The 13,839-nt window shown below is 68.4% G+C and carries 14 protein-coding genes; 8 read left to right on the top strand and 6 right to left on the bottom strand.

Translation table 11 applies throughout. The features are described from left to right. Positions 1–136: 136 nt before the first annotated feature. The 3 genes from MIC448_RS05150 to MIC448_RS05140 all read right to left on the bottom strand — a co-directional run bounded on the left by MIC448_RS05150 (position 137) and on the right by MIC448_RS05140 (position 4,371). A complete protein-coding gene (locus MIC448_RS05150; RefSeq protein ID WP_036297001.1) occupies positions 137–739 on the bottom strand; it encodes a histidine phosphatase family protein in 603 nt (200 codons plus the stop codon). 116 nt (positions 740–855) lie between these two features. Further along, entirely contained in the window at positions 856–1,878 is a 1,023-nt protein-coding gene (locus MIC448_RS05145; protein WP_036297000.1) for an aldo/keto reductase, read from the bottom strand. Positions 1,879–2,094: 216 nt separating this feature from the next. Then, a complete protein-coding gene (locus tag MIC448_RS05140) occupies positions 2,095–4,371 on the bottom strand; it encodes a polyribonucleotide nucleotidyltransferase (protein ID WP_036296998.1) in 2,277 nt (758 codons plus the stop codon). Between the two features lie 311 nt (positions 4,372–4,682). Here MIC448_RS05140 and MIC448_RS05135 point away from each other — a divergent pair, with 311 nt between their 5' ends. The 3 genes from MIC448_RS05135 to MIC448_RS05125 are packed head-to-tail and all read left to right on the top strand — an operon-like array spanning position 4,683 to position 5,294. Beyond that, positions 4,683–4,868, top strand: a complete 186-nt coding sequence (locus tag MIC448_RS05135) for a DUF5302 domain-containing protein (RefSeq protein ID WP_036296995.1) — start codon at positions 4,683–4,685, stop codon at positions 4,866–4,868. A 13-nt stretch (positions 4,869–4,881) separates the two neighbouring features. After that, positions 4,882–5,127, top strand: coding sequence for a hypothetical protein (locus MIC448_RS05130; protein WP_036296992.1), 246 nt, complete (start codon positions 4,882–4,884; stop codon positions 5,125–5,127). A 2-nt stretch (positions 5,128–5,129) separates the two neighbouring features. Then, positions 5,130–5,294 carry a hypothetical protein gene (locus tag MIC448_RS05125; protein WP_157811258.1) on the top strand — a complete coding sequence of 55 codons (165 nt, stop codon included), beginning with the start codon at positions 5,130–5,132 and terminating at the stop codon, positions 5,292–5,294. An 18-nt stretch (positions 5,295–5,312) separates the two neighbouring features. Here the strand turns inward: MIC448_RS05125 and MIC448_RS05120 are convergent, their stop codons facing one another. After that, positions 5,313–6,008, bottom strand: coding sequence for an alpha/beta hydrolase (locus tag MIC448_RS05120; protein WP_036297084.1), 696 nt, complete (start codon positions 6,006–6,008; stop codon positions 5,313–5,315). A gap of 212 nt (positions 6,009–6,220) precedes the next feature. On the opposite strand from MIC448_RS05120, the gene MIC448_RS05115 reads away from it, so the two are divergent. Next, positions 6,221–7,183 carry a helix-turn-helix domain-containing protein gene (locus MIC448_RS05115; protein WP_157811257.1) on the top strand — a complete coding sequence of 321 codons (963 nt, stop codon included), beginning with the start codon at positions 6,221–6,223 and terminating at the stop codon, positions 7,181–7,183. Positions 7,184–7,251: 68 nt separating this feature from the next. Here MIC448_RS05115 and MIC448_RS05110 read toward each other — a convergent pair whose 3' ends face one another. Beyond that, positions 7,252–8,700 carry a cation:dicarboxylate symporter family transporter gene (locus MIC448_RS05110; RefSeq protein ID WP_036296978.1) on the bottom strand — a complete coding sequence of 483 codons (1,449 nt, stop codon included), beginning with the start codon at positions 8,698–8,700 and terminating at the stop codon, positions 7,252–7,254. Positions 8,701–8,915: 215 nt separating this feature from the next. On the opposite strand from MIC448_RS05110, the gene MIC448_RS05105 reads away from it, so the two are divergent. Both MIC448_RS05105 and MIC448_RS05100 read left to right on the top strand, forming a co-directional pair. After that, the gene (locus MIC448_RS05105) at positions 8,916–10,196 is read left to right on the top strand and encodes an ATP-binding protein (RefSeq protein WP_036296975.1); all 1,281 of its coding nucleotides are present in this window, start codon (positions 8,916–8,918) and stop codon (positions 10,194–10,196) included. Next, a complete protein-coding gene (locus MIC448_RS05100; RefSeq protein WP_232711599.1) occupies positions 10,193–10,933 on the top strand; it encodes a response regulator in 741 nt (246 codons plus the stop codon). Before MIC448_RS05105 ends, MIC448_RS05100 begins: the two co-directional genes overlap by 4 nt. Here MIC448_RS05100 and MIC448_RS05095 read toward each other — a convergent pair. Next, positions 10,817–12,952 (bottom strand): GDSL-type esterase/lipase family protein, encoded by a 2,136-nt coding sequence (locus MIC448_RS05095; protein WP_198517721.1) that lies wholly within the window; start codon positions 12,950–12,952, stop codon positions 10,817–10,819. The two genes, MIC448_RS05100 and MIC448_RS05095, sit on opposite strands and share 117 nt — an antisense overlap. Before the next feature lie 189 nt (positions 12,953–13,141). Between MIC448_RS05095 and MIC448_RS16365 the strand changes: the two genes are divergently transcribed. Both MIC448_RS16365 and MIC448_RS05090 read left to right on the top strand, forming a co-directional pair. Continuing rightward, positions 13,142–13,363, top strand: a complete 222-nt coding sequence (locus tag MIC448_RS16365) for a hypothetical protein (RefSeq protein WP_232711598.1) — start codon at positions 13,142–13,144, stop codon at positions 13,361–13,363. Then, entirely contained in the window at positions 13,315–13,740 is a 426-nt protein-coding gene (locus MIC448_RS05090; RefSeq protein WP_232711597.1) for a DedA family protein, read from the top strand. The genes MIC448_RS16365 and MIC448_RS05090 overlap by 49 nt, the downstream gene beginning before the upstream one ends. Positions 13,741–13,839: the final 99 nt, after the last annotated feature.

Genomic DNA, 13,839 nt, shown 5'->3' with positions numbered 1-13,839 from the left:
TCGCAATTCAGTCTTTCGGGGCCGAGTAGGCGGGCTGATCCGTGCGAATCCGCGGGGGCTCACCCATGCGACACACGCGCCGACTGAATTGTGAACGCGTGCGGTGGAAGACCAGCGCGGGGCAGTCAGACCGGATCTAGACCGGGTGGGTCTCGGGCAGGCCCGTGCGCAGCTCGAACGGCAGGTGCGCGAGGTCGTTGTGGGTCAGCAGTGTCCACGGCCGCCCCTGCTTCTGCGCGATCACCGTCAGACCGCAGTGGGCCTGGTTGAGCGTCATCCAGCGCCACTCGGGGGCCCCGAGTACCTCGCGCACGAACCAACTGATCACGAAGTTGTGCGTGATCACGAGTTCGTGCACCTCGCCGGTCCGGCGCACGAGAAACTCGCTGACGGCGTCGGCCATCTGCGCGCGACCCGCCTCGATCTCGGCATCGGTGACCGAGCCGAAGAACGGCTCGTAAACCGCGGGCGTCTCGGGCGACATGCCCGACGGCACGCAGTCGAACAACAGGGACGACGCCTGCGGGGTGATGGCGGGCATCCGTTCGGCGACCATGCGGGCCGTCTCGGTCGCCCGCAGCAAGGGCGAGTGCCATACGGCACTGAGAGGCATGCCTGACAGCCGATCGGCGATCAGGGATGCCTGGCGCTGACCCCGCGGAGAGAGCGGACCATCGACCAGCCCGTGCTCGGCATCCTGATGCTCGCCGTGGCGAACGAGGTAGATGAAGTGCGTCATCCTCGCTCGCTTTCGTCCCGGCGTGCCCCGATGCCACGCCGTTTCCAGCCTAGGTCACGAATGCGCCGTGTCACGAAACGATCTCGGCGCGGCCCGACCGCGCCCTCCCTCGAGCGTCACTGTGCCGCGCGGGACAGCTCTCCCAGGTGCGCGCGGCTCAGCTGCACACCCACACCCTGCGTCAGTTCTTCGACGTGCTCGGGCGCATAGGCGTTCACGATCGGCGCAACGACGGTGCGTTGCGCGAGCAACCAGCCGACCGCGACGGCGGCGTCGGGCACCGAGAGCTCGAGCGCGATCGCATCCAGCGCCTTGAGCACCTTCTGGCCGCGTCGATTGAGATATGCCGCTACCTGCATACCGCGTGCCGACAGGCCGACTCGGTCACGACTGCGGTGACGCCCCGATAGGAAGCCGTGCGCGAGCGGGTGCGAGGGGGTGACCGCGATTCCCTGCGCACCTGCGACGAGCCGCAGGTCGCCCTCGAAGGCGGACCGGTGCACGACGTTGTAGTGCGCATCGAGAACCGTGAAGCGGGGGTAACCGGCCGAGGCGAGAATCCGCGCCTCGACGAGACGCTCGGGCGTGAATGCTGCGGCGCCGAGGTGCCGTACTTTGCCCGACCCGATCAGCCACTCAGCGGTCGCGAGGGTCTCTTCCAGCGGGACGGATGTGTCGGCACCGTCGAGATACAGAACGTCGATGTGGTCCGTGCCCAGCCGCACGAGGGATGCCTCGACGGCACGTACGAGGTTGACGGGGCCGAGACCCGGGTTGTCGGGGTGCGCTCCGACCCTGACGGCCACAACCGTGTCATCCCGCGCCTGTCGAGACGCCAGCCACTGGCCGATGATGTGCTCGCTGCGCCCCGCCGAGAACGAGTCCGCCGTGTGCAGGGCGTTACCGCCGAGCTCGACATAGCGGTCGATGATCCGGTGGCTGGTCGACAGGTCGATGTTCCAACCGAACTCCGCACCACCGAGCATGAGCGGAAAGATTTCGAGCCCGGTTTCGCCGAGCGTGACGCGCATGCCGTGGCCGATGCTCGGGCCGAGAACCGGGATGGGTGACGACGGGTGCGGAGCGGGCGGGGAAGCCTGCCCCGTCGACACATCGGCACCGATACCGAAGAAACTCATGCTCCCACCCCCTCGCGCGCTACGTGCCACGAGTCGCGACTTCTTGCCTTATGTCGCGCCCCCCGACGCTTTCTTCGAGAGTAGGGCAGCCCACCGACCGTGGCGCGCGATCCGGTGACGAACCTATGAACTACCCATAACGCTTTGGTCACGACAGACGACGGAGCCCCCGCACCCGCGAGGGGTGAGGGGGCTCCGCAATCCGATCAGGTCAGATCAGACAGCAACCTCGGGTGCGCTTTCGGCGGCACCCTGGTCTGCAGCCTGGTCGGCCGACTCTTCGACGACCGGCTCGAGCGACAGCTTGCCGCGGTCATCGATCTTCGTGATCTTCACGAGGATCTTCTGACCGACACCGAGCACGTCTTCGACGTTCTCCACACGCTTGCCACCGGCGAGCTTGCGGACCTCGCTGACGTGCAGCAGTCCGTCCTTGCCGGGCAGGAGCGAGATGAACGCACCGAACGTCGCGATCTTGACGACGGTTCCGAGGAACTGCTCGCCGACCTCGGGGTTGGTCGGGTTGGCGATCGCGTTGACCTGCGCGCGAGCGGCCTCGGCCGACGGACCGTCGACGGCACCGATGTAGACGGTTCCGTCTTCTTCGATCGAGATCTGGGCGCCGGTCTCGTCCTGGATGGAGTTGATCGTCTTGCCCTTGGGGCCGATGAGCTCACTGATCTTGTCGACCGGGATCTGCACGCTGATGACGCGCGGCGCGGTGGGCGCCATCTCGTCAGGAGCGTCGATCGTGGCGTTGATCAGGTCGAGGATGGCGAGACGCGCATCCCGTGCCTGCTGCAGCGCCGCGGTCAGAACCGAGGTCGGGATGCCGTCGAGCTTGGTGTCGAGCTGGATCGCCGTGACGAATTCGCTCGTACCGGCGACCTTGAAGTCCATGTCGCCGAGGGCGTCTTCGGCGCCGAGGATGTCGGTCAGGGCGGCGTAGCGCGTCTGTCCATCGACCTCGTCCGAGACAAGACCCATGGCGATACCGGCGACGGGAGCCCGCAGGGGCACACCGGCGTTCAGCAGCGACAGGGTCGAGGCGCAGACGGAGCCCATCGACGTCGAGCCGTTCGAGGAGAGCGCCTCGGAGACCTGACGGATGGCGTACGGGAACTCTTCGCGCGACGGCAGCACCGGGACGAGGGCGCGCTCGGCCAGGAAGCCGTGCCCGATCTCGCGACGCTTCGGGCTACCCACACGGCCGGTCTCACCGGTCGAGTACGGCGGGAAGTTGTAGTGGTGCATGTAGCGCTTGTGCGTGACGGGCGACAGCGAGTCGATCTGCTGCTCCATCTTGAGCATGTTCAGCGTGGTGACACCCAGGATCTGGGTCTCGCCGCGCTGGAAGATCGCCGAGCCGTGCACGCGCGGGATGACGTCGACCTGTGCGTCGAGCGCACGGATGTCTGCCAGTCCGCGGCCATCGATGCGGACGCCGTCGGCGAGGATGCGTCCACGGACGATCTTCTTGGTGACGGACTTGTACGCGGCCGAGAACTCGAGGGTCGCGACGGCCTGCAGCTCGCCGGACTCGACGGCCGCGAGCAGCTCGCCCTTGACCCGGTCCTTGAGCTCGTCATCAGCGGTCTGACGCTCGACCTTGTCGGCGATCTGGTAGATGCCGACGAGCGGGTCGTACGCGCGGTGTGCGACGAAGTCGTAGGTCTCTTGGCTGTAGGGCAGGAAGACCGGGTAGTTCGCGATCTCCTTGGCAGCCGTGTTCGCCAGCGTCTGCTGTGCGGAGACGAGCTCGCGCAGGAACGGCTTGGCGGCCTCGAGGCCCTCGGCCACGACGGCCTCGTTCGGCTTGACGGCGCCGCCCTTGATGAGGTTCCAGGAACCCTCGGTGGCCTCGGCCTCGACCATCATGATCGCGACCTCTCCGTCGGGCAGAACGCGTCCCGCGACGATGAGGTCGAAGACGGCCTCTTCGAGCTGCGTGACGGTCGGGAACGCGACCCACTGGTCGGCGTGCTCGCCGTGACCCGGGATGAGCGCGAGGCGAACGCCGGCGATCGGTCCGGAGAAGGGCAGGCCCGAGATCTGGGTGGACGCCGACGCCGCGTTGATCGCGAGCGCGTCGTAGAACTCACCCGGCGCGATCGAGAGCACCGTGATGACGATCTGGACTTCGTTGCGCAGGCCGTCGACGAACGACGGGCGCAGCGGCCGGTCGATCAGACGGCAGACGAGGATGGCCTCGGTGGAGGGGCGGCCCTCGCGGCGGAAGAACGAGCCGGGGATCTTGCCGGCGGCGTACGAGCGCTCTTCGACATCCACCGTCAGGGGGAAGAAGTCGAAGCCCTCGCGGGGGTGCTTTCCGGCGCTGGTGGCCGAGAGGAGCATGGTCTCGTTGTCGAGGTAAGCGGCAACGGCGCCCTGAGCCTGCTGCGCGAGGCGGCCGGTCTCGAAGCGGATGGTGCGGGTGCCGAAGCGGCCGTTATCGAGAACGGCCTCGGCGGATGTGATTTCAGGACCTTCCAAGAGGTCTCTCCTTCTTTGTTTCGACTCGCGCGCCCGTATGGCGCACGAGTGTGTGCGAAGAAGCAGGAACAGGCAGATATGGGCGCGCGGCGCGCAATACGCGATCTAGCCTGCGCTGGCCACCAGTAGAAATCCACCCGGCGCACTCGCGACGAGGAGACCACCACAGGGGACCAGCTTTCTGCCGGCCTGCTCCAGGTGCACCGCGGTTCGCGATGCGTATGAAATTGTCTGATGACACGACGAATGCCACGTCATCACATTTCACCCTACCAGTCGCCGCCTTCGGGCTGCCCGCGTAGGCTTGCCGGATGAGCACTGAAGACGTGACGCCCACCGCGGCATCCGACGATGTCAAGCGCAAGTTCAAGGAAGCGCTCGAGAAGAAGAACGCCAAGCATCGCGAGGGCGAGGCCCACCTGAACGGTGATTCGGCCGTTCACGCGACGCAGGGTCCGGCCTCGGTCAAGCGCGAGTTCCGACGCAAGAGCGGCTGAGAAGGAGCACCCGATGGTCTTCGAGCCCACTTTCGAAGAGATTGACGCAGACGCGGCGGCCCGCGACGCGGCGCTCTCGAATTCCGTCGACCCCGAAACGGTGGTCCACGCGACGCACGCGATCGACCCCGAGGCCCCCGCCGACACCGCGGATGCGGTCGACGACGATGACCTGGACGCCGATCTCGGAGGCGAGGCGGATGCCGCACTCGCCACCGAGGTCAGCGCCAATGACCTACCCCCGTACGGCGAGGAGTGACGATGTCCGATCGACGAGAGAACCCCGCGGCAGAGGATCGCGACGCGGTAGCCATGAGCGACGCACCGGGTGACGAATCCGGGGATCTCAACGCTTTCCAGACGGCCGAACTGCGCCGTCAGATTGAACTCGAGCTCGAACAGTACGAGCAGGGCATCGAGGGCTGACCCCGACCCATCGCCCGCTCAGCCGAGCGCGTTCTCGATGATGTCGGCCAAATCGGCCGGCTTCGACAAGAACGGCGAGTGGCTGGTGTCCATCCGGACGGCGGTCGAGCCCGACCGCGCCGCGAGCGCCTCCTGCGCGGGCAGCGGGAAGATCGCGTCCTGCTCGGTGATGACATAGGTCGTGGGCTTATCGCGCCACGCCACGGTCGTCACGGTCTCGCTGAAGGCGATGGAGCTCTGCGGCTTGAGTCGACCGACGGCGTCCGCAGCGGCCACCTCGTCGACGTCCGCGAAAAAGAGGCCGGTCGCGGGCTCTGCCTCGGTCCCCGCCGTTGCCAGCGGACCGTCGACGACCCACCACGACGGTGCCACTCCCCCGACGGCGCCGAGCAATGACTCGCCCTCGTCCAGCACGAACGCGGCGATGTAGACGATGTGGACGACGGAATCGGATGTCGCGCCCTGCGTCGTCGGGACGCCCCCGTACGAGTGAGCGACGACCGCCACCGGACCCGGGATGGCGTCGATCGCCGCCGCGATGGCGTCCGCGTCATCCGTCATGTGCAGCTCTCGCGGGTCGTCGGCATGCACCGTCGGCAGATCGACGGTGCGGACATCCCATCCCCGCGACTCGAGTTCGGCCTGCAGGGGCACCCAGGCCCACGAGCCGTGCCAGGCGCCGTGGACGAGCAGAAGTGTGGGGCGATCGGTCATCGGGAACTCCGTCTTCATCGTCGGATCGTGCGGTCGGGATCGTGCGGTCGGGATCGTGCAGTCAGGATCGTGCAGTCAGGATTGTGCGGACGCGCAGTGCGGGTACAAGCGGGCGCTGTTCGGGCAGCGCCCGCTTGAGGCTCACGCGTCTACGGACGAAGATAGGTCGACGCGTCCGAACACGCACTGGCGCGGAACGAAAGTCGATGGCGATGAACGCAATCTCTGTGCACGACGAGCCCGTTCCAGTCCTTGCGGCGACCACGGCGGACCAACGCGAGTCCGACCGGTTCCAGAGCTTCCGCGACGCGCTGTGCGATGTGTACCTCGGCATCCGTCCCGAGCGCCCGTCCTCGGGGTCGTTCGACGCCGACGTACTCGCGTATGACTGGGACGGAGCGATTCTGTCGCGCATGCGTGCGCCCGGCCACGAGGCGCGTCGCGATGCGGCCTCGCTCGCCCGTGTGCCCGACGATGCGCTGTTCGTCAACGTCTCGCCGGATTCGTCATCGCGGCTCGATCACCTCGGCGAAAGATGGCGGATGCCCGCCGGAGCGCCGATCCTGCTCGACAACTCGGCACCGTTCGCCCTCGAGTTCGATCCACGGCGGCGATTCCGTCTCTATTCTTTGCGCGTCCCGCGCACGTTCGCCGGCGTCGAACCGAGCGGCCGTGCGGTAGCCGACCTGAACCGGCGTCTCTCGGCTTCGGGTGCGGGCGCGCGCCTGGGCGCGCAATGCGCTCTGCTGACAACGGAGTTCGACGCGGGACGATGGGATGCCGCGGCCGCCATGACTCGCGCGGTCGTTGCCATGCTGCGCGGCGCCCTCACCGGCGTTGATGTCGAGACGGATGCGCTTTCCCGACTCGAGTCCGGCAAGCGTGCCGCATCCTCTCGGATCAATGATCCGGACTTCGACGTGCACGAGTTCGCCCGCTCGGTGAACGTCTCGGTGCGGACGATCCAGAACGACTTCCGCGCGTCGGGCGAGACATTCCGCGGGTGGCTGCTCGGCGCCCGACTCGATGCGGCCCGAGAGCTGCTGCGCTCCCCCGCATGGCGGGAGCGATCCGTGGAGGTAGTTGCGGCGGCGTCCGGCTTCCGCGACATCGCGCACTTTCATCATGTTTTCCGGGACCGGTTCGACGCGACGCCAGGATCATTTCGCCCCTGAGGGGCGCCGAGAACGCACAAGGGCCCCGTCGACCTGGACGGTCTCGGGGGCCCTTGGACACGGCTGGGTCAGTGCGCGCCGGCTCGGGCCTTCCGACCCTCGAGCCGCTCGTCCTCCGCGCTGGCCGCCTCTTCGAGACCCGCGACGCCCACGGCATCCGGTGCGTCCGACATCCCATCGTGATCGGTTCCCGTCAGCGAGCTCTCATCGAACGGGAGGTCACCGGCAAGTACGTGGCGCGCTCGCGCCGCGTCGAACTCCTTGACCCAGGTGCCGATCAGCACGGTCGCCACGGCGTTGCCGGTGAAGTTCGTGACGGCACGGCCCTCTGACATGAACCGGTCGATTCCGACAATCACGCCGACGCCGTCGACCAGGTCGGGGCGGTAGGCCTGGAGCCCCCCGGCGAGGGTTGCGAGCCCGGCACCCGTGACGCCCGCGGCGCCCTTGGACGCGATGACCATGAACAGCAGCAGCCCGATCTGCTCGGGGATCGACATCGGCATACCCATGCCCGCGGCGATGAAGAGCGAAGCCATCGTGAGGTAGATGGCCGTGCCGTCGAGGTTGAAGGAATAGCCCGTGGGCACCGTGATGCCGACGACCGGCTTCGAGACACCCAGGTGCTCCATCTTCGCGATGAGGCGCGGGAGCGCGGACTCGGACGACGACGTGCCGACGATCAGCAGGTACTCGCGGCCGAGGTACTTCATGAGGCTGAACAGATTGACCCGGGCGACGACGTACAGCAGCGTGCCGAGTATCCCGACGATGAAGAGCGCGCAGGTGATGTAGAACGCGATCATCAGGACGCCGAGGCTCAGGATGGCCGCGAAGCCGGTCTTGCCGACGACGGCCGCGATCGCCCCGAAGGCGCCCAGCGGTGCCAGCCAGAGGATCATGCCGAGGATGCGGAAGACGAGTGCCTGCAGGTTCTTGACCGCGAACATGATGGGCTCGCCCTTTTTGCCCATCTTCTGCAGCGCGAACCCGACAAGAAGGGCGATGAACAGCACCTGCAGCACGCTCTCCCCCGTGAAGGCCGAGAAGAAGGTGGTGGGGATGATGCCGAGGATGAACTCCTGCGTCGTCTTCGCCTCGCTCGTGTCAGCGTCGTAGGTGGAGTTCGTCATGTTCAAGCCCTCACCTGGGTGGATGATGTTGCCGACGACGAGGCCGATGGCCAGCGCGAAGGTCGTCATGATCATGAAGTACAGCAGCGCCATCCCGCCGATCTTGCCGACGGTCGCGGCCTTGGCGATCGAGCCGACGCCCACGACGATCGTGCAGAAGATGATCGGCGCGATCATCATCTTGATGAGCGACACGAAGCCCTTGCCGATCGGCTCGAGCGCGACGGCGAACTCCGGCCAGATCAGGCCGATGCTGGCCCCGAGTACCACGGCGATGATCACGGCGACGTAGAGCCATGTGTGCCTGTCCCAGGCCCGCTTGCCCCTGCGCCCGTTGAAACGCGGGAGAGTGAATGATCCCGTCTTGGGGATGCCTTGAGTCATCTTTGCCTCCTGGTGAACCGTCGTTGTTCGTGATCGCCATCGCGGTGTGTCGTGGCGATCCCTGCCAGTACTGTGGGCCCGCTCCGGATGCCGGAAGGGGTTGCGGTCGTATTGGTCGCACGAGAGGTGCACGGCAATCGGCGACGGCGCGGCAGGATGGGACTCCACGGACAGAGATGTCACACGGACGTTGACATCGATGAAGAGGAGACGTCGTGTCCCGCACGCCGAAGAACGCTCGCCGCGCACCGAGCGCCGCGTCGCGCGTCTTCTTCGTCTTCGTGGGGGCCGTCGTCGCGATCGCGTCGGTTGTCGGGGTTGCCCTGGTCGTCGTCGCCCTGGTGGATGAGCGGCGGGAGGCCGAAACCTTGACTCTCGCCGTCGCTCGCTCCGTTGCGGCCGATCCCGCGGTCGCGGATGCGGTGGCGGCCGGAGGGGCGGATGCCACGGACGTGCTGCAACCGATCGCTCTCGAGATCACGAGCGAGACCCCGATCGACTTCGTCACCATCATGACGCCCGCGGGTATTCGGCTGACGCATCCCGATCCCGCTCAGATCGGTCTGCCCTACCTCGGCACGATTGCCGAGGCCTCGGCGGGCGGGGTCGTCCTCGAAGAATTCACGGGAACGCTCGGTCCCTCCGTCCGCGCCGTCGTGCCCGTTCTCTCGGGCGATCGTGTCGTCGGCCTGGTCGCGGCCGGGGTGACCGTTCAGAGCGTCGCCGGGCAGCTCTGGGGACGCATCCCCGCGATTCTGGCTCTGACGGCCGCGCTCGTCGTGATCGGCACCGTGGCCGCGTGGCTGGCGCGACGACTGACGCGGCGCGTGGCGGGCGACCTTCCCGCGAGCGCGGTGCGTGACGCGGTGTCTTCCTACGAATCGGTGCGGGCCCTCGGGGAGGCTCTCCGGGCGCAGGCCCACGAGCACGGCAATCGGATGCACACGGCGGTCGCCCTGATCGAACTGGGCCGCGCCGCCGAGGCGATCGAGCTGCTGACCGAACGGACGCGCGAGAGCCAAGAACTCGTCGATCGGATGACTCCGCTCCGTGCCGGCGAACCTGCCGTCGAGGCGCTACTGCTCGGCAAGGCATCACAGGCGTCGGAGCTCGGTGTCGGATGGAACGTCGACATCGACCCAGGCGCACCACGATCCGTGCTCGGTCCCGTCGACGCGGTCTCGGTCGTCGGGAATCTGATCGACAACGCGATCGATGCCGCCGCTGCGGGCGACGAACCACGGTGGGTTCGGGTGCGCATCCGACCCGCCGGCACGGCGGTAGCCGTGAGTGTGAGCGACAGCGGGCCACCCATTTCGGCCGAGGTGAGCGCCCGGATGTTCGACCGCGGCTTCAGCACCAAACCCGCGGGGCCGTCGGGGCGCGGGGTCGGACTCGCCCTCGTGCGCGATATCGTGGCCGCCAGCGGGGGCGAGATCACCGTGAACGACTCCCCCACGACATTCCGGGTCGTCCTGCCGGGGAGGACAACATGACGGATGGCCCCATGACGGATGACCCCGCCACCGCGCGTGCGGCAACCACGGATTCGATCGGGGTGCTCATCGTCGACGATGAGCGGCTGACCCGCGAAATGCACCGCGCGTACGTCGACAAAGTCGAGGGCTTCCAGGTCGTCGCCGAGTGCGCGGGTGCACGGGCGGCGGTCGCCGCGGTGTTCGAGGCAGAGGTCGGGGCCCGGATCGACCTCGTGCTGCTCGATATGACCATGCCCGACGGACACGGGCTCGACCTCGCACGTCTCATCCGTGCCCGAGGCGCGCCCATCGACATCATCGCGATCACGGGGGTGCGGGATGCCGAGGTCGTCCGGACGGCCCTCGCGCTCGGAGTGGCTCAATATCTCATCAAGCCCTTCACATTCGGGATGTTCCGCGAACGCCTGGAACAGTACGCGGAGTTTCGACGACGTTCGCGTGAAGCATCCGGTCAGGCAACCCAGGCCGAAGTCGACGCGCTGCTCGGCGCCCTGCACCCGCCGACCGCCTCGGCACCGCCGAAGGGGCTCGCCTCTGACACGCTCGACCGTGTCACCGCGGCGCTCCGCGAGAACGGACCGCTCTCCGCCGCCGAGGCGGGCGCGGCGCTCGGTCTCTCACGGGTCGCGGCACGCCGGTACCTCGAGCACCTCGCTGACGTGGGGCGAGCCGAACGCAGCTCGCGCTGGGGCACACCCGGACGCCCCGAAACCGAGTACGCCTGGCGGGGCTGAAGAAGCCTCAGGTCGTCGGCGTCCGGCGGCGAGAGCGACCCGGCAGCACGACATAGTCGGCGTGCTTGGCCGAGAGCCCGTCGCCGGCGGTCTTGCCGCGCAGTCGGCGCCACACCCCGGGAGGGCATGCGCGGTCAACCACGGTCGTGTCGGACCCGAGGCATCCTCGTCAGCCGACTCGTCCGCGTGCAACGCGGCTTCCAGCAGGCCGAGCTGTTCGGCGTCGGGGATTCCGAGCACGTCTGCCGCGCGGTAAGCGAGCAGGCGATGGCCGGCCGAGCGCAGATGCACGCCGTCCTCGGCCCAGAGGTCGAGCTGAGACACGCTGGGGAGTGCTTCGACGTCGAGCAGCAGCGATCCCGTTTCGCGGGCGATGCGACGCAGCTCGGAGTTGTAGCGCGCGAACCGGCGGGCGAAAATCCGGGCGGCGCGGCGGTGCGGCAAGAACGGGGTCGCGAGCAGTACATCCGCGCCGGTCGCGCGCAGCGTCCGAACGACCTGTTCGACCTCGGCAGACAGACGCGCCGGATTCGCGCCCTGCTTGACCAGGTCGTTCGCACCGATCAGCACCGAGACGAGGTCCGGGCGCAGATCCAGGGCCGCCGGGAGCTGGCGCGACACGACATCACGGATCCGACTACTGCGGATCGCGAGATTGGCGTAGCGGAACGATCCGCGCTTGGGGCCCGCAGACGACAACATCAGGGCCAGGCGGTCGGCCCACCCGCGGTACTGACCGGACGGGGCCCGCGACACGTCGCAGAGACCCTCGGTGATCGAGTCGCCGAGAGCGACGTACCGCCGCCAGCCAGGAGCCGCCGCCGAGGGGGCGGTCGGGGTGGGCGGCAGCTCGGGCCGCGTGATGCCGCGGGCGAGGAGGGCGTCATCGATCGGACGGAGAACCCGTGCCTCTGCGTAGCGGTCGACGAGGTCGCGACAGAGCGCCTCCCAGGTGCGGTGGCGCACTCCCTCCCGCGCGGCAAGGCCGAACGAGCGGCGCTTGGCTTCGTCGCCGGTCAGGTCGGCGACGCGGGCCCGCAGATCGCGCAGATCGCCGGGTTGGTACAACCAGCCGTCGATGCTGCTGCGGACAAGGTCGACGGGGCCGCCCCGACCGGTGGCGACCACCGGGATACCGCTCGCGTGAGCCTCTTGCACTGTCTGACAGAAGGTCTCGCTCTCGCCCGGGTGCACGAAGACATCGAGGCTCGCGAGGGCCTCCGCGAGCTCCAGGCCGTCGAGGAATCCCGTGAAGACCGCGGTCGGAAGTGCGGCCTGCAGGCGCGCACGGTCGGGACCGTCACCGATGACGACGAGTCGAACGCCCGGCAGATCCGTGAGCGCCCGCAGATCCTCTACCTGCTTCTCCGCCGCGAGGCGTCCCGCATACCCCACGAGGATCTCGCCGGGGGCGATGCTCCGACGCCACGCCTCGCTGCGGCGGCTCGGAGTGAACCGTTCGGCGTCGACACCGCGTCCCCAGGGCCGCAGTCGGTCGATGCCGAGCGCCTCGAGCTGCGCGATCGCCGCCGACGACGGCGCGAGCGTGAGGGTCGCACGGCGGTGCAGTCGTGCGACGTGACGCGCGACGAGGGGCGCGGCGCCGACGACACCGTACTTCTCGGCATACGCGATGACATCCGTCTGATAGATGGCGACGGAGGGCACTCGCAGCGCATCTGCGGCCGCGACCCCCTGGGAGCCGAGAACGAACGGCGAAGCCAGGTGGACGACGTCCGGGGCGAAATCCCGCAGCAGGCGCGTGAGGTACGCCGTCCGCGCGAACACGACGCGCACATCGGGGTACGACGGCAATGGGACGGAGCGGAGCAGCTCCGTCCGCGCGTCGGTGAAGTCCGGCAGCATCTTTCGCGAACCCCGTGCCGTTCCACCCGGATGCGGGGCGATCACGAGCGTCTCGTGCCCCTCGCGGCGAAGGTGCCGCAGCACCTGCGCGACCGAACCGGTCACGCCGTTCATGTGGGGCAGGGCGGATTCCGCCAGCAGGGCGACTCTCACATGTCCAGGGTGAAGCGCCCGCGGGTGCACGGCGTGCCGAAACAGCCCCGAACACCGAGAGTTCATCGAGCGCACGCATCCGCGTCACCGAACGGATGCCCGGGCGTCGCCGCACCCCGGGATCGGCCGCGACCCGCCGAAACGCTCGTTCGCACGGCGTTCACGCGAGCTTGCTACCCAAGGGTTGTGATGTCCGACGTTCTCTCGACGATCGCCGCGAGCCCCTGGGCACTGGTCGCGATGTTCGGACTCGTGCTGGGTGACGCGTTTCTGGTCGTGATCCCGGGCGAGACCGCCGTGACGGCACTGGCCGCGCTCAGCGTCTCGTCACCGGAGAGCCGAGGCTGCTGGGGATCATCGCCGTGGCCGCGCTGGCCGCCTTTCTGGGCGACACGGTCTGCTATCTCGTAGGCCGGCGCGTGGGGCTGGAACGGTGGGCATGGATGCGTCGGCCCCGCATCGCCGGCGCGTTCTCGTGGGCGCGGGCCCGTCTCGCGCGCAGCACGGCCGCGATCGTCTTCACCGCGCGCTTCATCCCGTTCGCGCGCCTCGCCGTGAACCTCACGGCCGGCGCGAGCGGGGTGACCGCGCCGCGATATCTTCCGCTCGCGGCGCTGGCCGCGCTCGGCTGGGCCTGTTATCAGGCCCTCGTCGGAACGGTCGTGGCAACGCTGTTGCCGGACGCGCCGGTGCTGGCCATCCTCGCCTCCATCGCGGTGGCACTACTGCTCGGCGTGGCGCTCGACGCCGCGCTCGCCGCGCGGTGGCGCCGCACACCCGGGGCGTGACGCGGGCCGGGCCCCGGGGCATCCGCTCCGTTCATGCGGGTGCACGCCGCCGAGATCGCCGGGTACACGCGAGTCCGCCCCCTGTACACGGGGTACAAG

Source organism: Microbacterium sp. C448, from assembly GCF_000582705.2.
Taxonomy (GTDB): domain Bacteria; phylum Actinomycetota; class Actinomycetes; order Actinomycetales; family Microbacteriaceae; genus Microbacterium; species Microbacterium lacus_A.
This window is presented reverse-complemented; position numbering and strand designations above follow the sequence as displayed.

What these genes read in the sequence shown, in the direction of transcription:
- MIC448_RS05150 (WP_036297001.1), bottom strand. Translation starts at nt 739, where the DNA reads ATGACGCACTTCATCTACCTCGTTCGCCACGGCGAGCATCAGGATGCC.
- MIC448_RS05145 (WP_036297000.1), bottom strand. Translation starts at nt 1,878, where the DNA reads ATGAGTTTCTTCGGTATCGGTGCCGATGTGTCGACGGGGCAGGCTTCC.
- MIC448_RS05135 (WP_036296995.1), top strand. Translation starts at nt 4,683, where the DNA reads ATGAGCACTGAAGACGTGACGCCCACCGCGGCATCCGACGATGTCAAG.
- MIC448_RS05130 (WP_036296992.1), top strand. Translation starts at nt 4,882, where the DNA reads ATGGTCTTCGAGCCCACTTTCGAAGAGATTGACGCAGACGCGGCGGCC.
- MIC448_RS05125 (WP_157811258.1), top strand. Translation starts at nt 5,130, where the DNA reads ATGTCCGATCGACGAGAGAACCCCGCGGCAGAGGATCGCGACGCGGTA.
- MIC448_RS05120 (WP_036297084.1), bottom strand. Translation starts at nt 6,008, where the DNA reads ATGACCGATCGCCCCACACTTCTGCTCGTCCACGGCGCCTGGCACGGC.
- MIC448_RS05115 (WP_157811257.1), top strand. Translation starts at nt 6,221, where the DNA reads ATGAACGCAATCTCTGTGCACGACGAGCCCGTTCCAGTCCTTGCGGCG.
- MIC448_RS05110 (WP_036296978.1), bottom strand. Translation starts at nt 8,700, where the DNA reads ATGACTCAAGGCATCCCCAAGACGGGATCATTCACTCTCCCGCGTTTC.
- MIC448_RS05100 (WP_232711599.1), top strand. Translation starts at nt 10,193, where the DNA reads ATGACGGATGGCCCCATGACGGATGACCCCGCCACCGCGCGTGCGGCA.
- MIC448_RS16365 (WP_232711598.1), top strand. Translation starts at nt 13,142, where the DNA reads ATGTCCGACGTTCTCTCGACGATCGCCGCGAGCCCCTGGGCACTGGTC.